The organism is Paenibacillus sp. Mc5Re-14 (genome assembly GCF_001049835.1).
GTDB lineage: Bacteria > Bacillota > Bacilli > Paenibacillales > Paenibacillaceae > Paenibacillus > Paenibacillus polymyxa_C.
The window spans coordinates 2,867,361-2,890,705 of sequence record NZ_CVPD01000001.1 but is presented as its reverse complement, the minus strand read 5'-3'; the positions used below and the strand labels follow the sequence as shown (position 1 = coordinate 2,890,705).

22 protein-coding genes and 1 riboswitch are annotated in these 23,345 nt (G+C 46.7%); of the genes, 12 read left to right on the top strand and 10 right to left on the bottom strand.

Going from position 1 to position 23,345, the window contains the following annotated elements:
• Positions 1-23: 23 nt before the first annotated feature.
• Together BN1546_RS13130 and BN1546_RS13125 are read right to left on the bottom strand one after the other, a co-directional pair.
• Positions 24-863, bottom strand: a complete 840-nt coding sequence (locus tag BN1546_RS13130; RefSeq protein ID WP_090737860.1) for a response regulator transcription factor — start codon at positions 861-863, stop codon at positions 24-26.
• Positions 839-1,234 (bottom strand): Fur family transcriptional regulator, encoded by a 396-nt coding sequence (locus BN1546_RS13125; protein WP_013373543.1) that lies wholly within the window; start codon positions 1,232-1,234, stop codon positions 839-841. The genes BN1546_RS13130 and BN1546_RS13125 overlap by 25 nt, the downstream gene beginning before the upstream one ends.
• A gap of 188 nt (positions 1,235-1,422) precedes the next feature.
• Between BN1546_RS13125 and BN1546_RS13120 the strand changes: the two genes are divergently transcribed.
• Positions 1,423-1,740: a YczF family membrane protein gene (locus tag BN1546_RS13120; RefSeq protein WP_090737858.1), complete on the top strand. Its 318-nt coding sequence runs from the start codon at positions 1,423-1,425 to the stop codon at positions 1,738-1,740.
• Positions 1,741-1,860: 120 nt separating this feature from the next.
• Here the strand turns inward: BN1546_RS13120 and BN1546_RS13115 are convergent, their stop codons facing one another.
• From BN1546_RS13115 to BN1546_RS13105, 3 genes are read right to left on the bottom strand one after another with little or no spacing between them, the layout of a single operon-like run.
• Positions 1,861-2,961, bottom strand: a complete 1,101-nt coding sequence (locus BN1546_RS13115; RefSeq protein WP_025675821.1) for a GerAB/ArcD/ProY family transporter — start codon at positions 2,959-2,961, stop codon at positions 1,861-1,863.
• A gap of 26 nt (positions 2,962-2,987) precedes the next feature.
• Positions 2,988-4,229 carry a Ger(x)C family spore germination protein gene (locus BN1546_RS13110; protein WP_090737857.1) on the bottom strand — a complete coding sequence of 414 codons (1,242 nt, stop codon included), beginning with the start codon at positions 4,227-4,229 and terminating at the stop codon, positions 2,988-2,990.
• Positions 4,207-5,841, bottom strand: a complete 1,635-nt coding sequence (locus BN1546_RS13105) for a spore germination protein (RefSeq protein WP_090737856.1) — start codon at positions 5,839-5,841, stop codon at positions 4,207-4,209. Before BN1546_RS13105 ends, BN1546_RS13110 begins: the two co-directional genes overlap by 23 nt.
• 224 nt (positions 5,842-6,065) lie before the next feature.
• Between BN1546_RS13105 and BN1546_RS13100 the strand changes: the two genes are divergently transcribed.
• Positions 6,066-7,157 (top strand): diguanylate cyclase, encoded by a 1,092-nt coding sequence (locus tag BN1546_RS13100; protein WP_090737854.1) that lies wholly within the window; start codon positions 6,066-6,068, stop codon positions 7,155-7,157.
• 86 nt (positions 7,158-7,243) lie between these two features.
• Here BN1546_RS13100 and BN1546_RS13095 read toward each other — a convergent pair whose 3' ends face one another.
• Complete coding sequence (locus BN1546_RS13095) at positions 7,244-7,741, bottom strand: Rrf2 family transcriptional regulator (protein ID WP_090737852.1); 498 nt, start codon at positions 7,739-7,741, stop codon at positions 7,244-7,246.
• A gap of 66 nt (positions 7,742-7,807) precedes the next feature.
• Positions 7,808-10,729 (bottom strand): glycoside hydrolase family 3 protein, encoded by a 2,922-nt coding sequence (locus BN1546_RS13090; RefSeq protein ID WP_090737850.1) that lies wholly within the window; start codon positions 10,727-10,729, stop codon positions 7,808-7,810.
• Between the two features lie 233 nt (positions 10,730-10,962).
• Here BN1546_RS13090 and BN1546_RS13085 point away from each other — a divergent pair, with 233 nt between their 5' ends.
• The 3 genes from BN1546_RS13085 (at position 10,963) to nrdG (ending at position 14,169) form a co-directional block, all read left to right on the top strand.
• Positions 10,963-11,433 carry an AbrB/MazE/SpoVT family DNA-binding domain-containing protein gene (locus tag BN1546_RS13085; protein WP_013373551.1) on the top strand — a complete coding sequence of 157 codons (471 nt, stop codon included), beginning with the start codon at positions 10,963-10,965 and terminating at the stop codon, positions 11,431-11,433.
• A 292-nt stretch (positions 11,434-11,725) separates the two neighbouring features.
• Positions 11,726-13,675 carry an anaerobic ribonucleoside triphosphate reductase gene (locus BN1546_RS13080; protein ID WP_090737848.1) on the top strand — a complete coding sequence of 650 codons (1,950 nt, stop codon included), beginning with the start codon at positions 11,726-11,728 and terminating at the stop codon, positions 13,673-13,675.
• Positions 13,672-14,169: an anaerobic ribonucleoside-triphosphate reductase activating protein gene (gene nrdG, locus BN1546_RS13075; RefSeq protein WP_090737846.1), complete on the top strand. Its 498-nt coding sequence runs from the start codon at positions 13,672-13,674 to the stop codon at positions 14,167-14,169. The genes BN1546_RS13080 and nrdG overlap by 4 nt, the downstream gene beginning before the upstream one ends.
• A gap of 88 nt (positions 14,170-14,257) precedes the next feature.
• Here the strand turns inward: nrdG and BN1546_RS13070 are convergent.
• A protein-coding gene (locus tag BN1546_RS13070; protein ID WP_369690576.1) for an IS3 family transposase occupies positions 14,258-15,420 on the bottom strand; the annotation gives its coding sequence in 2 pieces (ribosomal slippage) (positions 14,258-15,156 and positions 15,156-15,420; 1,164 coding nt in all).
• A 229-nt stretch (positions 15,421-15,649) separates the two neighbouring features.
• Positions 15,650-15,846, top strand: a riboswitch (cobalamin riboswitch).
• A gap of 157 nt (positions 15,847-16,003) precedes the next feature.
• On the opposite strand from BN1546_RS13070, the gene metE reads away from it, so the two are divergent.
• Positions 16,004-18,322: a 5-methyltetrahydropteroyltriglutamate--homocysteine S-methyltransferase gene (gene metE / locus BN1546_RS13065; protein WP_090737844.1), complete on the top strand. Its 2,319-nt coding sequence runs from the start codon at positions 16,004-16,006 to the stop codon at positions 18,320-18,322.
• Positions 18,323-18,410: 88 nt separating this feature from the next.
• Here metE and BN1546_RS13060 read toward each other — a convergent pair whose 3' ends face one another.
• Positions 18,411-18,944, bottom strand: coding sequence for a DUF6985 domain-containing protein (locus BN1546_RS13060; protein ID WP_090737842.1), 534 nt, complete (start codon positions 18,942-18,944; stop codon positions 18,411-18,413).
• Between the two features lie 380 nt (positions 18,945-19,324).
• On the opposite strand from BN1546_RS13060, the gene BN1546_RS13055 reads away from it, so the two are divergent.
• The 5 genes from BN1546_RS13055 to BN1546_RS13035 all read left to right on the top strand — a co-directional run bounded on the left by BN1546_RS13055 (position 19,325) and on the right by BN1546_RS13035 (position 22,516).
• Positions 19,325-19,654 (top strand): PadR family transcriptional regulator, encoded by a 330-nt coding sequence (locus BN1546_RS13055; protein ID WP_013373556.1) that lies wholly within the window; start codon positions 19,325-19,327, stop codon positions 19,652-19,654.
• Complete coding sequence (locus BN1546_RS13050) at positions 19,647-20,198, top strand: DUF1700 domain-containing protein (RefSeq protein WP_025676804.1); 552 nt, start codon at positions 19,647-19,649, stop codon at positions 20,196-20,198. The genes BN1546_RS13055 and BN1546_RS13050 overlap by 8 nt, the downstream gene beginning before the upstream one ends.
• Positions 20,199-20,202: 4 nt before the next feature.
• Positions 20,203-21,054, top strand: a complete 852-nt coding sequence (locus BN1546_RS13045; RefSeq protein ID WP_090737840.1) for a DUF4097 family beta strand repeat-containing protein — start codon at positions 20,203-20,205, stop codon at positions 21,052-21,054.
• A 119-nt stretch (positions 21,055-21,173) separates the two neighbouring features.
• Positions 21,174-21,893 carry a 3-ketoacyl-ACP reductase gene (locus BN1546_RS13040; protein WP_013373559.1) on the top strand — a complete coding sequence of 240 codons (720 nt, stop codon included), beginning with the start codon at positions 21,174-21,176 and terminating at the stop codon, positions 21,891-21,893.
• Positions 21,894-22,078: 185 nt separating this feature from the next.
• Positions 22,079-22,516 carry an AbrB/MazE/SpoVT family DNA-binding domain-containing protein gene (locus tag BN1546_RS13035; RefSeq protein ID WP_090737838.1) on the top strand — a complete coding sequence of 146 codons (438 nt, stop codon included), beginning with the start codon at positions 22,079-22,081 and terminating at the stop codon, positions 22,514-22,516.
• A 69-nt stretch (positions 22,517-22,585) separates the two neighbouring features.
• Here BN1546_RS13035 and BN1546_RS13030 read toward each other — a convergent pair whose 3' ends face one another.
• Positions 22,586-23,044 (bottom strand): hypothetical protein, encoded by a 459-nt coding sequence (locus BN1546_RS13030; RefSeq protein ID WP_058711234.1) that lies wholly within the window; start codon positions 23,042-23,044, stop codon positions 22,586-22,588.
• A 121-nt stretch (positions 23,045-23,165) separates the two neighbouring features.
• Here BN1546_RS13030 and BN1546_RS27325 point away from each other — a divergent pair, with 121 nt between their 5' ends.
• On the top strand, positions 23,166-23,339 hold the full coding sequence (locus BN1546_RS27325) for a hypothetical protein (protein ID WP_167346971.1): 174 nt from the start codon (positions 23,166-23,168) through the stop codon (positions 23,337-23,339).
• The last annotated feature ends 6 nt before the right edge of the window (positions 23,340-23,345 follow it).

The following is a 23,345-nucleotide window of genomic DNA, read 5'->3' as shown; positions in this document are numbered from 1 at the left end:
CATCGATATTCATAACCTTCCGTTTAATCTGCCAATCTGTATCCTACACCTCTTACGGTAGCGATATATTCAGGCTCCGCAGGTCGATCGTCCAGCTTCTTGCGCAAACTTTTGACATGCACATCCACAACATTGCTGCCGCCAACAAAATCAGTTTCCCAGATATCATGCATCATTTGCTCGCGCGAGATCACTTTTCCTTGAGAATCTATCAGCTTCAGCAGCAAATCGTATTCCGTTTTGGTCAGATTCAATGGATTCTCTTCCTTATATACCAACATTTTATCACGATCAATCCAGATGTCCTTGAACACCGTACGACGGCTGGTCTGCGCTGCCTGGCGGGAAATCACCGGATGACGCACAATCATCCGCTCGATGTCATGCACCATTTGGTTGGATGCCAGTGGCCATACCAGCACCTCTTCCGAAGGAAGCAGCTCATGCGCACGTACAGACATCCGATCCTGAACTACATACATGACTGGTGTATCTTTCATGTATTCATGTTCAAGGTCATTGCGGATATTCAGCAATTCACGCCGTGGATCGGTGGCGGTCAAATCGTAAATCAAGAGGTCGCTCCCCAAATGACGCTGTACTTCAGGCTCCCAGCGATGGAAGACCATCACGTCAAAACACGCATCTGACAACGTACGCACCACACCATGGACTACACCCGGCACGGAACTGATCAGAATGATGCGACGTGTGGTCGGACAATACAAAGGTTCATTAGAAGGAACGGTCTGCACCGCAGGTGTAGACGGGGCAGACAACATCGATGTCCAACTGCCCTTCACGCGTCTAGGCATGTCAGCCACTTTAATACGATTCGTTACTTGATCCGCTTGCTTTGACATTCCTTACACACTCCTCCAAATACGACATGGGCATGGGCAATGGTATATCCCGTTTCATGCGCAACCGTATCAATCCAATCGTGTGGGACTTCACTCATCACTTCATCTACTCGGCCGCATACCTGACAAATAATATGCTGATGATCGTCCATTCGACCGTCATAACGACTAGCAGCTTCTCCTAGTTTCAGCTCACGGATTAATTCCTTATCCGTTAAATAACGTAATGAATTATAGACCGTTCCATAGGCCAGATTATATCCGCGCTCCATTAGCCGATTCATAACATCGGCAGCAGTAGGATGATCGTGGGCCTCACGAACCACATCATATACCGCTTGGCGCTGCGAAGTTAAATTTAGAGTTCTCATACCGCATCTCCCTTAATCAACGCAGATTATATTTATTATAAACTTATAATCACAATAAAAATTAATTTAGAATAAGTATAAATCTTAATTTATTTCAAGTCAATGAGATCGGATAAATTGTGCCGCTTTGCAACACAATGTATACATGGAGTACATGTTTAGCCTATTTACAATCGGAGGGATAGTTTATGAAGTTACTGTGGATATTCACGCTTTTCATGCTGCTCATGCTCGGAACAAGTATATCGATAAAATGGCTTTTCGGTGCCCGTCATCCTTGGGAGCCTATTTCATTGGCTTTTCGCACGATGCGACCATCGGAATATGTCGTTCTGGCAGGAATGCTTATCGTGTTCTTTATATATGTGGGAAAAAAGCCAATAGGTAACGCATTTCGCTTCCTTTTCTTACAATGGTCACGTTTCCTCAAAGTTTCTACTCCTTCCTCTGCTTCTTCGCAAGAGAGCCAGCAGAAAGAACAAACAAGGGATAACACAAACAAATAATGAATGAAAGAACAAGGCACCCTTACGACCGCATTTCCCAGAATAAAATGGAACATCAAAATAAGCATTTGACCGATACCGATGTTTTCTTGTCGGCAAGATGATGACTCTTGAGATATTTTACCCTCTTTTTTTATTCCAGATCTTTCTCAGCCACGACACGATTAGCAGCAAGATAGGAAAAAACACGGCAAATATCGGAAACAGCCATTTCAGTACTAACTCGCCTGTTTGAAGGTGATCTTGATAGTTCAGTGCCATCAATACACAAGAGACTAACATGATCAGACCAAATGGCAGGATCAGTTTATGGTAAGGTATTCTCAATACATCCTCTGCGGCTTTAACCGCGGCATAATAGAAAATCAAAATTTTAAAAAAATCAAAAATAATAACGCTCATCACGCCGATGACATCGACTCTGTCGATAAAATCAGATATTTCGACCTTACTGATCATCGTGAGTAGTGGGTAAGTCGCCCGTTTGAACACATCCTCTCCCAGTGCAAGCACATTGGACAGTGTAATAATAGACAGGAGCAGCCCTCCCAGCAATATAGCGGAAATCCCTATCCCATTGGCACGGTATTCCTTTTTTAATGTAGGGAGAATCATCGCAAACGTAACCATCTCGCCGTACGGTAGCATCACGGCTTGCGAATAAACAACTTGCCATATCGGCTGCCAGCCATGCTCGGCTATGGGCAATATATTGCCCATATCTACAATGCCTGCCAACAAAATTAATATATTCGTAGCAAGGCCCAGCAGCAGTAGCAAAATCAACATGATGATGGCCGTCCGGCCTGCAACCTCGATTCCCAAATACACCACATACATGACAAGTACAACCATTAAACCACAGATGACTGTCAACGGCGTATGCTGAAGTGTCCGGTCGGCAATCAAGATCCCCGTGTCCCGAAGATCCCGTGCTCCGCCGTAAAGAAAAAACACGATATATAAAAAAGCAAGCGTACTCCCTGCTTTCTTCCCCAAAAGGGTTCTGCAGTACTGTGTCATTAGCAAGTTGGGAAAGCGTCGGTGAAGGCTGCCATAGCATACAAAAAGCATTGCCCCCAAAACCGTGGAAATGAGGATGGCGATCCATGCATCCTTGCCCGCATTCCTTCCGGGAATAGACATCATGGATGTGCCCATCTCAAACAACACCATAAGAGAGATCATCTCTTTTGCACCTATCTGCACCTTTTTTTTCATGGCCTTCCCTCCTTGTTCTATTTTCACTAGTCTGATTCTCCCTTGGAATATGGGTTAGTCCGCGACTGAGTGTGTTTCAGTACAGAAGTCACTTGAACACGAACGGTGCTTTCCGCAAAATAATGGCTCCAATCAGAAGAGAGTCTTTTCCATTGTTTGGGATAGCTCCTCTCCAGCGCAAGGCCAAAGCCTATTACATCGCTGCGGGTACGCTGAACCTCCCTGACTGTTGAAGTGATCATTTTTTTCGTCTCCTCTGTCCATTGCTCCTGCAATCTTTTCATCGCCTCCGGGCTTTGTAAGTTAATCGAGCACTCGGCCTCCTGTATTGCCCCGGTCTGTTTTAAGTTAATCACAAAAATAGGCTCTCCTTGCTCCATCCGAGTGTGTATATTGGTTGCAGAAAACAAGGTTTCGATGCCAATGGTTTCCTTATTCTTCCCGCAGCTCAGTGTTGTTTGGGCACTTTTCACCTTGTTGTTGATCATAGACAGTCCAATGGCCCGGTCATCGTCCAACCAGCGGACAAGCCGATCCTTTTTGAACACCCCCATTCCGTTAATGTGAACAATAGCTTTCGGTAAAATATTGTCCACATTGCTCTTGCTTGAGGCCTGCTCCAAATTCCCATTGACCCCTATGCCCGTCAGCACAGGACCGCCACCCTTATGAGACAGGCTGCGAATGACATCGTCGATAGTCACCGCGTAATCCCCGGCATACAAACGCTCCGATGTTTCCAGCTTTCCTGAAATATCATTCGCGGGAATACGGCCGATCGCGGTCATGATTGCCAGTACATCCTTCCCAGTATTACCACGTGCCACCAGCATTTTCACCGGCAGTCGGATTTCTGTAGACCTTTCCAAAAAATCCATCGTATCGCCGATTCCAGCCCGTGCCAGCTTTTCACCAATAACGACCAGTTTGGTATGCGCCATAGAAATAACCCGCGGAACCCTTTGTGAGGCTCTGCGGAGCGCTTGAAACAGATTTTTTCCCTTTTCCCGATACAAAACGACAGGAGTATCTCCTCTCGCTTTGGCTCCAGCGATTTCATCTGCCACGATCACTTGCAGGGAGACCTCATATTCTGACTCCCCCACCATATCAATTCCTATCCCCGCTACTACTGCTCTCTGGTTTAACTCCACAGAATCCCAGCAACCGGATAACAATGGAGCGAACAGTAACAGGACTAAACACAGTCTCCCTATTCTTCCCTTAAAAGTTACTGCACTTTGTTCATTCCTCTTCCCCTGATACACCCTGATTGCCCCCCTCCTGCATCGGCGTGGTTTTATCAGAAGAGGAAGTCCCGCTTCCATCCTTCATTCGTTTCTGATTCTTAGACGTAATGCTTTTAGGACGTTTCTTCATCATCCAGAATGGAAGTCGCAATACGGCATCCTTTTGGCTCTCTAGCACAAAAGGACTGAAAGGCGCCATGTAGGGCACCCCGAAGGAACTCAGGCTGTTCATATGAGCGATCAACGCAATCAACCCCAATGTAATACCGTATAGCCCCATAAACGCAGACAGTATCATGAAAATAAACCGGCACAATCTCCCGGCCACTGCCATGTTATAGGCTGGGATTGCGAAGCTGGCTATTCCCGTCAGGGCTACTACAATTGTGAGTAGCGGGGTGACAATCCCGGCTTCCACGGCCGCTTGACCCAATACAAGCGCACCTATAACGGATACCGTTTGACCACCTGCACGCGGCATTCGAATACCTGCCTCACGCAAAATTTCAAAGGTAATCTCCAAAATAAACGCCTCTAGAAATGCAGGAAAAGGAACAGACTCCCGCTGAGCCAATATGCTGATCAGCAGTGGAGTCGGTATCATTTCATAATGATATGTTGTTAAGGCAATGTAGAGAGAAGGCCCCAGAATAAGAATAATGAAGCTGATATATCTAATGAGCCGAACAACAGTCGCCATGTCGTAACGTTCTTCATAATCCGAAGAATTCTGAAAAAATTGGGCAAATACTGTAGGCATCACCAGTACAAATGGAGTCCCGTCTACAATGAGCGCCACTCGGCCCTCCATAATATTGCTGCTGATGGTGTCGGGTCTTTCCGTGTTAAAGATCGTTGGGAATGGTGTGAAATGATTTTCTTGTATCATCTCCTCAACCATGCCGGACTCAAATACAGCGTCAATATTGATGCTTTCTACCCGTTTACGAACCTCATCTACGATGCGTGGATTTGCAATATTCTTCATGTACAGCATGGCCACATTTGTGAGGGACGTGCTTCCCACTTGGAACATCTCCAGTGTAAGATCGGAGCTTTTAATCCGTCGCCGGACCAGAGAAATATTCGTGAACAGGGATTCTACAAATCCCTCTTTCGGTCCTCTGACGACTGTCTGTGTTGTTGGCTCGCTGACTGCGCGTGTCTCTCCCCCACGTGTGCCGCACGCGATGGCTTTTTCGCAGCCTTCCAATAGGATGATCGTGTCCCCCATTAGTAATTGTTCCATCATGGAACTCCAATCATCGCAGTCCTTCACTTCTCCCAGTGCGAGCGCGTGACTCTGTATTCTTGCGTATAACGCTTCTGGACTCTCCGCCTCAACAGCCACTTCAGCAGATGGACGGCTAAGCATGGATCTCATAATGAGTTCATTCACCGTATCCGTTTTGGCCATACTATCCAGAAATACAATAGCGGCGGGAACATCCTCTCTAATCCCCACTTTAAAGCGGCGAATCAGAAAATCCGGACTATCTGATGTCAATTTCTTAATTTGCTGCAGGTTGGTTTCCAAGCAATTCTCGATTTTTAAATAGCGCGGAGAATTTCCATTATTCTTATCCACACCCGATTTTCTATTATGTTTGCGATAGGGATAGCGAATCATGGGCAAACCTCATCTCCAAAATGGCAGCAGTAAACACTACCTATTTCCTAATTAATGTATCTTTGGAGTATGCTCAATCTATTCCCAGTTATGCACCAAGCACATGATCGAAACATTATAAGTCAACCTAACGTAATAAATTTTAATAAATTTTTCTTTTTTAAGCCTAATGTCAGTTCTTTTTGATAAAATGAAGGAATATGCCTCTCGGGAGGGTTATCATCTTGTTCAGTACGTTTTTTGTAAATACCTGTATCCTTGTCACCTTTTTGTACATAACCGGCCTTATTTCACAAAGGTATAAAATCCGTCTACACACCTTAACGCATAAGGTGCATTGGATCGGAGGCGCTCTTTTCGGTTGCTATGGCATTGTTATCATGTACTACTCTATTCCAGTAGGATTTAATACCATTGCTGATCTTCGACATCTGGCTATCGTAGCTACCGCAACTTATATCGGTGGCCCGGCTGCGCTCATGGCAACGCTTTTTATATGTCTAGGCAGACTTTTGCTGTTTGGTATCAACAATCAAGCTATCGTAGGCGCCGTTTTTATGCTGCTTGCCGGTCTGGGGTGTACTGTACTGTCACATTTGTCCTGGTCACGTTTACCCAAGCTGATGATTATGAATGTTTTTGCTTTGGGCATTATATTCTGTCCCCTTATGATTAATTTGAAAAATCTCGATGATGTTCTGCACGTGTATCCGCTCCAATTCTTCATTTCGATGGTCGGCGGATGTCTTCTGTACCTCATTGCTGAATCTATCAACACATCCAATGAGCTGTTACTTCGACTGGAGCATACCTCCTACACAGACCATCTCACTAATTTAAGCAATAGAAGACAGCTTGAGTTCTCATTGGAAGAGCAGCTCCCTCAAGCTCGTCAACGTCATGAGCACTTATCTGTACTGGTGTTAGATATTGATCATTTCAAGGAAGTCAATGACACCTATGGGCATGCGGCAGGAGATGCAGTGCTGCGCCAGCTTGGGCAGATTTTAATGGAAAAGTGCCGTACTAATGATGTAGTCACCCGCAGCGGGGGAGAAGAATTCACCGTACTTTTGCCGAATTGTGCTTTTCGGCAAGCACTACGCATAGCTAATCAGATTCTTAGTGGAGTAAATCAGCACGAGTTTATTTTAGCGGACGGGCTTGTTCTTAAAGTCACGGTGTCCATCGGCGTGACAACCTTTCCTGGTACCGGGGAAGATATGTCCGGGGCAGCCCTGCTGGAACAGGCAGACAAAGCACTATACGAAGCTAAAAAAGCAGGACGTAACCGGGTTTGCTCATATGAAATATAATTGAGGCATGACCCTTACACAGAAATAGCCGATACAACCCTCTCTTGAGGATCGTATCGGCTATTATCCTTTTAAATGAAAAGATGTTACTCCCTTTGGGAAGATGACTTGGCATCCTTATCTTCAGTATGATTGCAATTCCCTACCACAAGCGATGTACGCTTGGCGAGCGAAGCAAGCGTATGAGATTCCCATACCTCCAGCATACGACGTTCACTCTCAGCTAAAATCTCAGATACGGCTATCGCCAACTCCCCGCAAAAAGGGTTCGTCTCCGGTTCATGCATTATACCCGGGAATATGGGATCACATATTTCAATGGCGTGGTATATATCAGCAAGTGTAATATGATCCGCCGAACGGGTAAGCACATAACCTCCCTCGCGCCCTTCACGTGCTGCAATCAAATCTGCCTGCACAAGCCGCGTCAGCACTCTGCGCACCAAAGTAACTTCGCAATCAATGGAGCGGGCAATAGAACCGCTGGCACAAAGTTCCCCGTGTTTTTCCAAATAGACAAGCGCCTTTAACGCAATTCCAAGCCATTTGGGCGTTGCGGTGCGTAGTCTTTTTTCACTATTCAAATGAGATGACACCCCTAAGCTGTAGAAACTTCGATGAATGCATTGTACGTGATGTCAGATGTAAGTTCAAGCCTGAAAGCCGGAACCCTCTGGATCCCTAGCGCCCAAAGTAAAATGACCCAGTCGCACTTCCCCACTGAGCGACAGATATACATCACGGATGCCGGAGGCTGATTGTACCTTTTCCGAGAGTGTCACCCATGCTTGTGCCCCTCCTGTATTGCCCACGTTGATGCGCGCCACAGCAGGGCTGTCCGGCGCATCCAAATGCAACTCGATTGCTGCATCACTGCTGTTGCCTGACACGCGGCACTGGAGCTCGACCACACTCACCGTATTCATGTCTACGCCATGAAAGGCGATCCAACCGGAACGTTGCGGTGAACGGGGACGTACACAGGCCTCCTTTTGCTCCTTGCTTTCATCCAGCAGGATGTCGAAGCAATCATCAAAATTTTCAGCTCGAATCCTAGGTCCAGCTTGTCGTGGTGGAATAACTTCACCCCGAACGTACACAGGATGCTCCAATCGAATATCCGCTGAGGAGGCGCCTGCCAGCAGGGTATATTCACCTGATTCCACGCAATAGCCATCCCGCGTGACATCCCAAATCGCCCAATCTTTCACCCGAACCGTAAAAGAAACCGTTCGTGTCTCACCTGGCTCCAAGCGAATGCGTTGAAATCCGCACAACGTCTTCAATGGTCGCTTTACACGCGAGGCTCCAGAGCGTACATATAGCTGTACAACCTCTTCACCAGCAGATTCGCCCCGGTTCGTCACATCAACCCACGCCTGGAGAGTATCCGCGGCGTCAAGTGTAGCCATAGATTTAACATTATCCTTATGGGCGTCTGTATGCAGATCACTATACTCAAATGGCGAATACGTTAGCCCGTGTCCAAATGGATATAACGGTTCACCTTCAAAATATTGATAGGTACGGCCGCTGCGAATGATATCATAATCCTTGATATCACCCAATTGATCCTCGCTCTGAACCCAGGTCATATTGAGACGCCCTGCCGGTGCATAATCTCCAAACAATACATCCGCTATAGCTGTACCATGCTCCTGTCCCGCATGAGATGTGTATATGATCGCTGGAATATGCTCTTGAAGCCAAGGAATCGCAAATGGATAACTACCCGTCAGTACCACAATCGTATTCGGATTGACACGATATACTTCCTCGATAAGTCGTTGCTGGGAAGCAGCCAGTTCCAAGCCTGGGCGATCATTCTCTTCCTTTCCGTTAATAAGCGGGTGATTTCCAACGAATACAATCGCTGTATCTGCCGCTTGCGCAGCGGCTATCGCTTCCGCTAAGCCATCCGATACCGTCTCTATACGGAAAGTCGTATGGTTGAAGTCTGAGGCGTTAGGTGCAGGACTTGCGGATTCCATCACCTTTAATAAGCCCTCCGTTCCTGCGATCACTGGCTTACCGTTCCATGTGGTCCACAGATGCTCTCCTTGTTCCACAGGAGTCAGTCCAAAGACCTCTTTAACATACCAGCCATACGCTTCATCAGCTGTCACGCGAAGCGTCTCCTCGTCGCTCGTCACATAGGTACCCAGATGTTCATCATGCAGCGTCACGCTACCATAGCCCCAATCTGTCATGGTCAATACCGTTGGCTCTCCATTCTGGGACAGGCGCATATCGCCTGAAGAATTAACTGTGAGCTTCGCGCCATCAGTCGCCGCCGTCAAGGTCACACGATCTTTGGCATCGGAGTACACGACACGTTCCTCCGCGCCCCCGCTTTCCAGCTTGGCACGAATCGCCTCCAGCGGGGTAACCCGGTAAGGCAGCGTACCGGAATACCAATCGCGGAACACCTCATTGCCATGCGAACCAATGACCGCTACTTTGCCGCACTGGGCAGGGTTTAATGGCAGAAGTTCTTGCTCATTTTTGAGCAGTACGATCTGCTCCCTCGCCGCACGCAACGACAATTCACGGGCTTGCTCTGTCATTAAAGCCTCCTCCCCGATGGAGGCATAGGGATTGTCTGCCGCCGGATCAAATTCCCCCAAACGAAAACGAACACGGAACGTATGGAACAATGCCCGATCCAAGTCCTCTTCTTGTAGAGAGCCCTGCTCCAAAGCTTCTCGAATTGCCTGCTTGGAGAGCTCCGCATCATCCGTAATGCTGTCAATTCCTGCGCGAATAGATTCAGCCACGCCCGGCGTATGGGAATCGTAATATTGATGGTCGTTTACAATCCCCATAACATCACCCGCATCACTTACGACAAAGCCGTCCATTCCCCATTCGCCTCTGACAATATCGTTAACACCATGGTACAACGTGGCAGGCGTTCCGTTAATCAAGTTGTAGGAAGTCATCATCGACTGGGCTCCGCCTTCCGTAAAAGGCTTCTCGAAAGCTCTTAGATAATATTCCCGCAGGTTTCGGGGGTCTATGCTGGAGGAGCCGACTCCCCGGTCCACTTCATTATTGTTACCGAGAAAATGTTTCAGTGTCGCAACCGCTTTCAAATATACCGGATGATCACCCTGTATCCCCTTGACTAACTCCTTCGACAATTCTCCCGTCAAATACGGGTCTTCGCCGTAGGCTTCCTCGTTACGTCCCCATCTTGGGTCACGCTCCATATCCACTGTAGGTGCCCACAGGGTCAGACCGTTCAATTTTGGGTCACGACGATAGTAGACACGCGCCTCATCTGCAATAACAGAGCCGATCTGCCGCATTAACTCTGTATCCCAAGTACAGGCCAATCCCACAGGCTGAGGAAATGAAGTTGCCTCCCCCAACCAGGCGATTCCGTGTGCCGCTTCCGTACCGTGCTTGTAAGCTGCAACTCCCAAACGGTCAATGGCCGGCTGGTATTGCAGCATAGATTCGATCTTTTCCTCTAAGGTTAGTCGCGACACGAGATCCCGTACACGCTCGTCCAGGTGAATTTTCGGATCTTGAAATAAATATTCGATACCCGTTGTTTCATGACTCAAATCCGTCATCTCCTTAGCTTCATTAAGATGATAAAAAGTCCTTTCACGAAAGCGCTTTAATATATCATAGCGAAAAAGGAGTACACCGGCAACAATACCGAAATCATCCTAAATTGGATGAAAGTCAGACTACGGCATACGAGAAAAAAAGTTACATTTTCCCTTTCATATATAAAGCTAAAAATGATATTTTTTGGTATAATCAGGATATATCATTGAAGGAGGAAGCGCTGATGAAAAATACCGGAATGACACGGCCTCTGGACCAGTTGGGGCGAATCGTACTCCCAAAGGAAATGCGTACCACAATGGATATCAATATCGGTGATTCGCTTGAATTCTTCGTAGATGAAGAAGGATTTGTATTAAGGAAATACACGGGTGTCTCCTGCAAATTTTGCGGCGCAGTGGATCATTTAACTTATTTTCGGGACAGCTTTATTTGCGCTGATTGCATTCAGTTATTAAAGAACGATGAACATGTACATGCCACAAGCAATGATGCCATCCAGGCTCAAGAACGCACCAAACCGATCCAAGCCAACACAACCTGGCAGCCCAAGCAATCCAGAGTACAGCAAGGTGAAATGGTAAAAAAGCTCCGCAAGCTGATTCAGGAACATCCGAACCTGCCACAAAAAGTGTATGCAGAAATGCTCGATATTTCCCAAGGCCGTGTGTCCCAACTGAAAAAGCTGCTCTAAACCTTCTAAAAGATTATTTCCCAATATCATATACGATGTACTTGCAAACCTACTTATTTCGTTGCAACTGCGGTGGCCAGGTATAGAGTAAGGCGCATATCTGTGGATGTGTCTCTTATTCTATACCTGGCCTTTTTGTGCTTCCTGCTCCCATCAATGTGACAATAGTCACATACTCTCCATGTCTACGTATATACAATATATAGATCGAAACAATTGGTTATCACTAGATATCATCAATATGTTGTTTTTGTGAAAAATATATATTTTTTACTATATGGAGGGTTTTACGATGAAGGTGCTGGAGGAACATCAATTATACGACATCGGCGAGCGAGTCATTGGGGCACAAGATCTGGACATGCTGCGGGAGAATGCAAATTTAAATGGAGAATCGTTCAGTGGCAAAATGAGCAAGCTTGGCTCGGAATATGCCAAATGGTATGCGCGCTTGCGTGTACTTCCGCCTGAATTGACAGACGCCATTGACCACGGGTATGTATATGTTCACGATTTGGACCAATATGCGCTCGGAACTACAAATTGTATCTTTATCCCATTTGGTCGTTTGCTACAAGACGGTTTCAATACAGGCAATGGCTCTGTACGTACACCGCAAACAATTATGTCTGCGATGGCACTGGTCGCCATCATATTCCAGTCTCAACAAAATAGCCAATTTGGTGGTGTCTCTGCCAATAAAATAGATTGGGATCTTGCTCCATACGTTGCTCGTTCCTTCCGCAAGCATCTGCGCAAAGGACTCCGGCTGTTCGAGGAAGAGCTGGACTCCCGTTGGTCTGACGAAGAACTGCATCTAGCCAACACCCATTTGCAAGAAACCTGTCCTCGTTCATACTCATTCGCACGCGAAGAGACGGAGACAGAAACCCGGCAGGCCGCTGAATCGCTCATTCATAACCTGAACACGATGAGCAGCCGGGCAGGGGGGCAAATTCCGTTCACTTCACTGAATTACGGAATGTGTACGTCTGCTGAAGGTCGGCTTGTTTCGCAATCGCTGCTGGAAGCCACAATTCGCGGACTCGGCAGCGGGGAAACTCCTATTTTTCCACAACATATTTTCCAATGTAAAAAAGGAGTCAACCAGGCAGAGGGCGATGTCAACTACGACTTGTTCTTAAAGGCGGTAGAGTGCTCCAGCAAGCGGATGTATCCTAATTTTGTGAATGTGGATGCTACCTTCAACCTGCCCTATTACCGCGCAGATGACCCCGATACCATCATTGCCACGATGGGCTGCCGTACCCGCACCATTTCTGACCGTTTCGGCAGAAACCGCCAGAGCGGCAAGGGTAATCTCTCATTTAATACCATTAATCTGGTACGGCTCGGGATTGAATACGGTATTTGCACAGGCAAGCGTCTGACACCTGACCGTGATCGCTTTGACGCGAGATTGGAAGAGGTTATGCGAATTGCAGTAGACGGTCTAATCCATCGCTATCATATCCAGACCAGCCAGCCAGCCAAAGCCTCGGACTTTATGATGCGCGAAGGGGTATGGGAAGGCGGAGAAAAACTGGAACCTGATGAGAAGGTAGGAAGCCTCCTAAAGCACGGTACACTTTCGATTGGTTTTATCGGGCTGGCTGAGTGCATGAAAGCATTATATGGAAAACACCACGGGGAAGATGATGCTGTATACCGTGAAGCACAGCGAATCATCACTTCCATGCGCATGTATTGTGATCGAATGAGTGAGCACTACAATCTAAATATTACACTGTTCGCGACGCCTGCCGAAGGTCTGTCGGGCAAGTTCACATTGCTGGATCAACGTGACTTCGGAGTTATTCCTGAAGTAAATGACCGGGAATATTACACGAATTCCTTTCATATTCCGGTGTATTACAAGCTTCCCGCTGCACGTAAAATCAGCTTGGAGGCTCCGTTCCATAATCTATGTAATGCGGGTGCAATTTCATACATTGAGCTGGACGGTAATGCACGGAATAACCCGGATGCATTTCTTAAAATTGTTCAGTACGCACTTCAACAGAACATCGGCTACTTTTCCATCAACCATCCGGTAGATCGTTGTACGGAATGCGGCTATGAAGGAATTATCGGGACAAGCTGTCCTCAATGCGGCACAGATGAGGAGCACACGCACTTTCAGCGTTTACGTCGGGTAACCGGATATCTGACAGGAGATTATACCGTTCGTTTTAATGCTGCCAAGCAAGCCGAAGTTCGCGACCGGGTGAAGCATAAGTGAATTTGTGCGGCTATATTCCGGAATCTCTGAATGAAGGATACGGCCTGCGCACCGTCGTATTCATTAGCGGTTGCCGCCATGCCTGTCCCGGCTGTTTTAATCCAGCTTCGTGGAACTTCCGCGCAGGGGAGCCATTCACGCCTGAGCGTCAACAGGAGGTTATCCGTGATATCATGGATAACCCGCTGTTGGACGGACTGACTCTCTGCGGGGGAGACCCTTTTTTCTCAGCAGCAGAATGCTCGCAATTTGTACGTGACTTCCGCGCGGCTTGTCCCGACCGAACCGTATGGGCCTATACAGGCTTTGTTTACGAGGATCTGCTCATGGATCCGGAACGACAGGAGCTAGCTCTTTTGTGTGACGTGATTGTAGATGGCCGTTTTGTTGAACAGCAAAAAGATCTGACCCTCCCCTTTCGGGGCAGCCGTAATCAGCGCCTGGTAGATGTCAAAGCCAGTACTCGAGCAGGTTACACCGTTTCATTGACTTAAAGGCGATGTTCTACTTAGCAAGATGCTATACAAAAGACAAGTCCCCTGGTCATACCCCTGTCAAGTAGACAGAACTAAAAAGACATCTTTAAGCAGCAACCGTTTCTCGGTATTCAATCGGGGAACGGTTGTTTAATTTTTTCTGAAATCTATTTTCATTATAAAAAGAAATGTACTCCCGTACGTGTTGTTCTACCTCCGCTAGGGTTCCGGGTTTCGTTAAATAAATCTTCTCTGTTTTAAGATGGGAGAAGAAGGATTCTATGCAGGCATTGTCTAGGCAATTTCCACGCCTTGAATGGCTCCCAAGCATGCCAAGCCGCTTAAGTTTGCGGTTAAACGGCTTGGAGGTATACTGAAAACCCTGGTCTGAATGGAGAATGACACCCTCCATGTTCACGTTCTTACTTAGAACGTCTAGGGTCTCGCTAACTAGAGCAAGGTCATTTCGTTCCGAAAGACGCCAAGCCACGATTTCATTGTTAAACAGATCTTGAATGACAGAGAGATATACAAACCGCTCTCCAGCTCGTATGTATGTAATATCGGTAACCAGCTTGGATAAAGGAGAATCTGCCTGAAATTGTCGATCTAATCGGTTGGCATTTACCACAGATGCCTGTTTGCCAAAAAAGCGCCGCTTCTTTCGAATGACGGAACGGATCCCTAATTTCTTCATTAGGCGGTATACCTTTTTGTGATTGACCAAGATACCTTCTCTACGTAAAGCAACGGTCATCCGCAGATAACCAAAATAGGGATGGATCCGGTGGATCGACAACATATGCGATTCCAGAAGCTCTTCTTCTTGCTTACGCTGCTGGGTTGTTTGCTGATTCTTTCTCCATTTATAATATCCTGCCCGAGAAACATGGGCTAATTCAAGTAACCATTTCAACGAATATCGTGTTCGCATTCCCTCAATAATTTCAAACCTCGCTTCTTTCCTCGTCACTCCTTGTGTAGATTTGGATACTGCTTTTTTAAATATTCAATCTCCGCCCGTAGATACGCCATCTCCTCTTCGATACTGGAAAATTTCGTTTTGGGTCGTCCCTGCCTTGTGGTCGTTGGCTGGAGGTTCTCCCCCGCTCGATGTTTCATCACCCAGCTTTGCACTTGGGATTTATTACGAATGTCCAATTGTTTCGTCACTTCACGAATACTCATATGTTCTTCGTTCACCAACCGGACTGCCTCCATCTTTACATCTAAGGAGTATTGCCGGAATGATTGTCCCTTTTTAGCCATGAAAAATCCCCTCCGTTCAACAAGATTAAGTCCATCTTAACAGATGTCTTTTCTCTCTTGTCTACTAGAAGGGGATAATACCACCCCACGATGGGTTGGGATTGTCTTTTTTGCATATAACTAACAGATTCCACTCCAGTTTCTATTACTGTTTCTATTGCACATCCTGTGAGTTTCACTTATGATGGTGAACAAGTATACGAGTGCATAATTATTCGTCATACCTTAATCGCATAGCCTGGAAATAGGTGTCTGTTCTATTCAGATCAGACTTAAAAGGGAAGCCGGTGCAAATCCGGGACGGTCCCGCCACTGTAAACGGGGAATGTTCAGCTACTCATACACCCACTGGTCCAAAGACCGGGAAGGGATGCTGAACGTCATGATCCGCAAGTCAGGAGACCTGCCTATTTTAACAACATCGCAGTACCTACGGAAGATAGGGAGGTGTTAAGAGCAGTCGCCGTATTTTTGAATTTTAATCGCGGAGGCATTCTTTCCCCTACTCATTTTTAGCCTTGGGGACAGAATGCCTTTTTTGGTACGTAAAAATAAACTGGCTACCAGTTAGGAGGAAACCTACATGTCCATTAACGAACGATCTGCATTGTCGGGTTTGATTAGCAGTAATCTGGGTTATCCGCGTATTGGTGGGAACCGGGAATGGAAGAAAGCACTGGAGCGCTTCTGGCAGGGTAGTATTGACGAAAGCGAACTGCATAGTGAGATGAAAAGATTGCGTCTGGAGCATCTGAGCAAGCAACGTGACAAAGGGATTGATCGCATTCCTGTCGGAGACTTCTCCTATTACGATCACGTGCTGGATACATCCGTGATGTTTGGTCTCGTCCCCGAACGCTTCAACTATCGTTTTACAGGTCCAGTTCCTCTATCTGTGTATTTCGGGATCGCACGTGGGCAGAAGGGAGCTACTGCCAGTGAAATGACCAAATGGATGAATACCAATTACCACTACATCGTTCCCGAATTGGCAAACGCGGCTCCGGTGCTTACTGAAAACAAACCATTACTAGCTTATCGTGAAGCAAAGCAAGAGCTAGGCATTGACGGTAAACCGGTTCTCATCGGGCCCTATTCATTTGTTGTTTTATCCAAAGGCTATGATCGTAAGGATCTCGCTTCTATTATACGAACCTTCCAGCCTTTATACGCCCGAGTCTTGTCAGAGCTAGCAGCAGAAGGCGTTCAATGGGTCCAAATCGATGAACCTGTCCTGACCACCTCATTCCCGGCAGAGGATCTGGAGATTATTCAGGAGGTCTATGAAGCTTTGACCCAAGCTGCACCCTCGTTGAACATCATGCTGCAAACCTACTTTGGCAGCCTGGACCATTATGAGCGTCTGACTGAACTTCCGGTACAGGGACTGGGTCTTGATTTTGTATACGATGATGGCGAAAATCTTCAGCATATATGCCAGCATGGCTTCCCTAAAGGGAAAACGCTGGGTGCTGGTGTCATTGACGGACGCAATATCTGGCGCAGCGACCTGAATGCCGTGGCTGCACTGTTGGACCAGTTAGCAGAACAGACCACTGCCGCACAGCTTATCGTACAGCCATCGTGCAGTCTGCTGCATGTGCCGGTCAGTCTGGACGCAGAGCATAAGCTGGACCAAGAACTGGTGCATGCACTAGCCTTTGCCGATGAAAAGCTGGATGAAATCGCAGGCTTGACGGCTGCACTTGGCAAGCACGATCCATCCGCACTTGCCAAGCTTGAGCAAAGTTCGGATGCGGTAGCCCGCTTCAACCACTCCGCGGCAAGGGTACAGACAGCTGCCGATTTGGCCGACCTGCTAACAAAAGAGCCACTGTCACGCAGCGTTCCTTTCGCCGAGCGCCGGGTGATTCAGCAAAATAGGCTGAAGTTGCCCCCACTGCCTACGACGACCATCGGCAGTTTCCCGCAAACTGCTGAGGTCCGCAAGGCCCGTCTGCACTATCGCAAAGGAGAATGGTCTGCCGAGCAATATCGGACATTTATCCAGCAGCAGATCAAGGAATGGATTGATATCCAAGAGGACATTGGCATAGATGTGCTTGTACATGGGGAATTTGAACGGACCGACATGGTTGAATTTTTTGGCGAAAAGCTGAAAGGCTTTGCTTTTACACAAAACGGGTGGGTGCAGTCCTACGGCTCCCGCTGTGTTAAACCGCCGATCATTTACGGAGATGTGTCGTTCGATCAACCTATGACCGTGGAAGAGACGGCATTTGCTCAGTCGTTAACCTCCAAGCCAGTTAAAGGGATGCTTACAGGCCCTGTGACCATTTTGAACTGGTCCTTTGAACGTAATGATATTCCACGCAGGCAAGTAGCTTTGCAGTTAGCTCTGGCATTACGGGCAGAGGTAGAGGCACTCGAACAAGCGGGTATTAGCATGATTCAGGTGGATGAACCCGCAATTCGTGAAGGGCTTCCGTTGAAAAAAGAACAACAGCAGGCCTATCTGGATTGGGCAGTTCAAGCCTTCCTTGTGACCACGGCCACCGCTCAGCCTGCGACCCAAATCCATACACACATGTGCTATTCCGAATTCCAGGATATGATCCAGTCCATTTCAGACATGGATGCCGACGTGATTTCTATTGAAACCTCTCGTAGCCACGGAGAACTGATTGTTAGCTTTGAGGATCAGGTTTACGACAAAGGCATCGGTCTGGGTGTATACGATATCCACAGTCCGCGCATTCCTGATGTATCAGAAATGCTAAGCATGATTCAGCGTGCCTTGCGCGTACTGCCATCAGATTTGTTCTGGGTTAATCCAGACTGTGGGCTGAAAACCCGTACCAAGGAAGAATCTGTTGCCGCATTGCGGCAAATGGTACAGGCGGCTCAAGCAGCCCGTGCCGTGCTGTCTGTATCCAACTAATATTTTTATCATATCCAATCGCGTCATCATGTCCACCATATCTTATTCCCTTTCGGTCTTTCTATTAGAGACCGGAAGGGGGCTTTATTTATTCCAAGTCATATAATGTATATGCACCTTGAATATGCTCGATTTTCATCTGCTTCAGATGCACACCTAAGCCATGCTCTCGATCCCAGGAACAACTAAAATTCAAATATAGTTCATCCTTTTCCGATGAGTCGGAAATCAGTATAGAGATAAGCTGCATTCGATCCAGCAATTGCTCTGGTCGCTCCACATAAGGCGCATATTCATTAGGGTCCTCTCCCCATGAGCTGTATGCCTTCCGATACTTTTCCACTATGTCTACATAATAATGGTGTATGGACTCCAATACTTGAGGATGGATCTCTGACGAACATGCCATATACGTCTCCCATGTCTTTTTTTGCAGCTCTGTAGGTTCTTCTATAGTCTGTGCCTGTTCTTCAGAGTCGGCTCCCACGATAAATTCAGCTTCTACCTCCGATGGCTGCCCGCAAAAATCAAGATGTACCACACCACGTAGTACAACCTCCTCCGACACATCCCAAGTCTCATCATCCTGTTCCAATTCCCTATACCAGTGTTTCCAGTCCATCCTTTATCCACCTCTTCATCATAGGTAATCTTTAACTCTATTGAACACTTTACAATCTATCATTTTAATGAATGAAATTAAAGTAACATCCTATGGGTGCACCCAGCCAGAAATCGAGAATTTTCCAAATGAAACTACTTTATTCTACAAGATTCGCTATTCATGTAAGCCTTAAAGAAAGAAAACCAGCCCATTTTGACCCGAAGATTTTATTATTAAAAATTTAGTACCTTGCATTAATCAGTACATGATGTTAAATTATACCTGACTACTGATTTATAATCAGTACCCGTGACAAATTATGCACAAACACACGTTTCTTCCCCTTATTCCGAACGACACCTATGAATTATGATTACATCAGGAAGGGAGCATCGCTCGTGAATGTGAACATCCAATTCAAAAAAGGGGTACTGGAACTATGCGTTCTAGTTCTAATTGGACGTAGAGACCGCTATGGCTACGAATTGGCTCAAGCCGTCTCCCGTCATATTGAAGTAGCAGAGGGAGCCCTATATCCACTGCTTCGCCGTCTGGTATCAGAGGGATACTGCACGACGTATTTACAGGAATCGACCGAGGGTCCGCCCCGTAAATATTATCGGCTAACCGATACCGGTAGCCATTATACAAGACTACTTACACGGGAATGGAATGATTTTGTCCATCATGTCGCAAGCCTACTGGAGGAAGGAAATTCCGATGAATAGAAAACAGTTTCTTACAGAGGTGGAACAGCGTCTTTCTCCTCTCCCTGCAGAGGTACGCCATGAGCTGCTTAGTGATTTGAGCCAGCATTTTGACTACGGGTTGGTTAATGGCAAAAGCGAAAGTGAGATTGCCCATGAGCTGGGGAACCCAGAAGATATTGCTCGAGAAGCGTTGGATGTTCCCAATGCAGCCTGGAACGCTTCTCCTCCGCTTCGCCAGGGCAGCTTTGCACGCAATATTTTTACTTTCCTAGGGCTGTTGTTTCTCAATTTGCTAATCTCCATCCCGATTATGGCTACCCTATGGGCAGTATGGGCTTCATTGGCTGTGGTATCGATCAGCTTCATTGTAGCCCCCCTTCTCGCTGTTACTGATTATGCGCTTAACAGCACCTTTTACCCGGCCAAATTCTTTTTCTCTATCACGTTGACGGGTATAGGTCTATTGCTGCTGCCTGGAGTACGTTATCTCTTACTCCTTATGGTCAAGAGCACAGTACGATACTGGAAATGGAATCAGACTACCCTGAGGGGAGCTTACTAAAAACATGAATAAAAAGTGGTTTATTGCAGCAGGTCTGTGCATTGTCATCGGTGCAGCCGGAATGGTGGCCTACGGTGCTCCATGGAATCAACAAGTAATGAAAGAAACAACGGCTATAAATAAAAAGTGGACATTCACACGTGGTCAGCTACAAAACCTGAAAGTGGACAGTTCTGATGATGTTTCTATTTTGTTCACTCCTGGCTCTGGCGACCAAGGTACGATACGCATCAGCGGAGAAGTTCAGACAAAAGTCGCCGACCAAATTCATAATGCCCGAATTGAGAACGGTAAGCTTACCATTCAATCGGAGCCGGCCCCTTCCTTGTCATTCTTTTCGATCACTCCTGATTTGGATCAAACGATTACCGTAGAGATGCCCTCTGGCGAAACACTAACTGATCTGCAGGTAGATGCACATTCAGGGAATGTAAAACTTCAAGATGCCTCTGTGAAAAATACTTCTATCACCGCTACTTCAGGCACTGCCGAGATTACAAACCTCCAAAGTACCCACCTGATCGCAAATCTAACGTCCGGTAACTTTATAGCCAGTCAGCTTACTGCAGATATGGAGCTAAAGCTTACTTCAGGAAATGTCACCATTCGCGATTATAGCGGTAATGGTCTTCTCTCCCTAACCTCAGGGGAGACAAATATTACACAACGTGCCGTAGCCAACTTGGAAGTGAATGCTGATTCTGGTGACGTGAAGATTAAGCAAGCTCCCGATTTTAAAGGTGTTTATAATGTCCGCTCTGACTCTGGGAGTATCAATACTCCCGAATCTGTTCCCGGTAGTGTGAACGTGATTAAGGTCGAAACCACTTCAGGGGATATTGATATTTCCAAATAGAGACCTCTAAATGAATGCCTCATTAGAGGCGAAGTTTGGTTCAAGGGGTTCAACCTAGTATAATGAAACCATGTGCTCAGATGCACAACCACGTTATATAGTGATAAGGAGGAGACTGGATGGAACTTAAGAACAAAACAGCCATTATTACAGGAGCCAGCAAAGGAATCGGTAAGGCAATTGCCGAAACCTTGGCCAAGGAAGGCGTTAATCTGGGGTTAATCTCACGCACATTGACCGACCTACAAAAGCTGCAGGATTCACTGGGGAGTACATACGGTGTGAAAGTGGTGAGTGCTGTTGCGGATATATCCGATCGCACACAGGCCGCTGCCGCTGTAGCTTCACTGGAGCATGAACTGGGTGCCGTCGATATTTTGATCAACAATGCAGGCATCGCCACCTTCGGCACAGTCGCAGATATGGACCCCGAAGAGTGGGAACGTATTATTCGCGTAAACCTGATGGGAACCTATTATGTGACACACGCCGCTCTTCCAAGCATGCTGGCGCAACAGAGCGGAAATATTATTAACATTTCCTCCACAGCAGGAGAACGAGGTTTTGCAACAGGCTCTGCATATTGCGCATCCAAATTTGCTTTGATGGGATTCACGGAAGCACTGATGCAGGAAGTTCGCAAATCCAACATTCGGGTTACCGCGCTGACACCAAGCACGGTCAATACAGAATTGGCTGTAAATGCGGGATTGCCTATTGGTGACGAGGACCGCATGCTTCAGCCGCAGGATTTGGCCGATCTGACGTTAGCTGCATTAAAGCTGCCGCCACGGGTTCAATTAAAAGTAGCCGGCATTTGGACAACCAACCCACAGTAATTCGACATGACATCTTAGATTCATTGGCTGCACCAAGCTCCGGCAGACGTAATTGTTCGTCATGCCGGAGCTTTTTTTAGGATAGCTATACCAAAACAAACTTTAATATAAGCGCTTTCTACTTCCAGCATACATAACATACAATTCCTGCAACCATAAGCGCATTCCAAGAAAGGGGAAAAATGATGAAGAACACAGGAATGACACGACCACTAGACCATTTGGGACGCATTGTGCTACCCAAAGAACTACGCACTTCTATGAATATTAATATTGGAGATGCCCTCGATTTTTTTATTACACCAGAGGGACTGATGATTCGCAAATATACAGGGGTTTCTTGTTATTTTTGTGGCGCCGTTGATCATTTAAGCTATTTCAGAGATCATCTGATCTGCAAGAGTTGTATTGAAAACCTGAAGAGCGATAATCCCTCCAGTCATTTGAGTGAAGCACGTCCTGTCCAGCCGAAGAAAAGAAGAAGCTACAGGAATCAGAATGAGCTCCTGAATAAACTAAAGCAGCTCATGGATGAATACCCTAATGTCTCTCAAAAAGAATTAGCCGAAATGCTGGAATTGTCTCAAGGTCGTGTATCACAGCTTAAAAAGCTGCTCCTTTGAATCTGTCTGTCCACCTCGTTTGTTAAAAACTAATAAAAAAGAGCCTCACGGCTCTTGGATCATTCATCATTACGCAATGTCAGACTGCTCCATAATCGGGACTCGATAGGCAAGCAGGGACTCGTCTATTACGGCAGAAATAAACGTTGCTTCTATTTCAGGCACCAGTCTAAGCGCATAGTTCCATGCGTTTTCCTCAATTTGCAGCGCAAGCCGTTGCCGGGTCCCGATCCTATTCTCTTGCTCCATCGCATCGGAGAGGCCCTCTAATTCAGTATCGGCGGCGTGCCCGATCTCATGCGCAAGCACAACCGTAAAATATTCCTCAACCCGATCTGCGCTGCCGAACATCTGTAAACATTGTGTTTCGATAACATCCGTATACATGGTAATGGCGTGAGCATGCATGGCATATTTGCCCCCAATCAGCCGTCCACCAGGAAAACGTTTCTCCAGCTTAACTGTTACGCCTATAGCAGCTCGTTCCAAAAGCTCAGCGACAATGCGCTCTGCCTGATTTCTCTCCAACTTAGCTTCGCTCCTCAAACCAAGATATATAAAGTTATATTTACGATATAACTTATGAAATTATGAATGTACTCATACAATACACAGTACGATATTATACCTTTTTACAGAGGAGAATACCATGCCAGAAGATTATTATATCGGCTGGGGAACGCTTGCCCTTATTAATGCCGGCTTGGCACAGTCCAAAAATCGGAGCAGGCTTAGCTGGTTTGTGCTCTCACTACTCATAGGGCCGATCGCGACCCTATTGATCGTTGTATGGGATAAACCGGAGTCCAGATCCAACAATTAGTCTCCC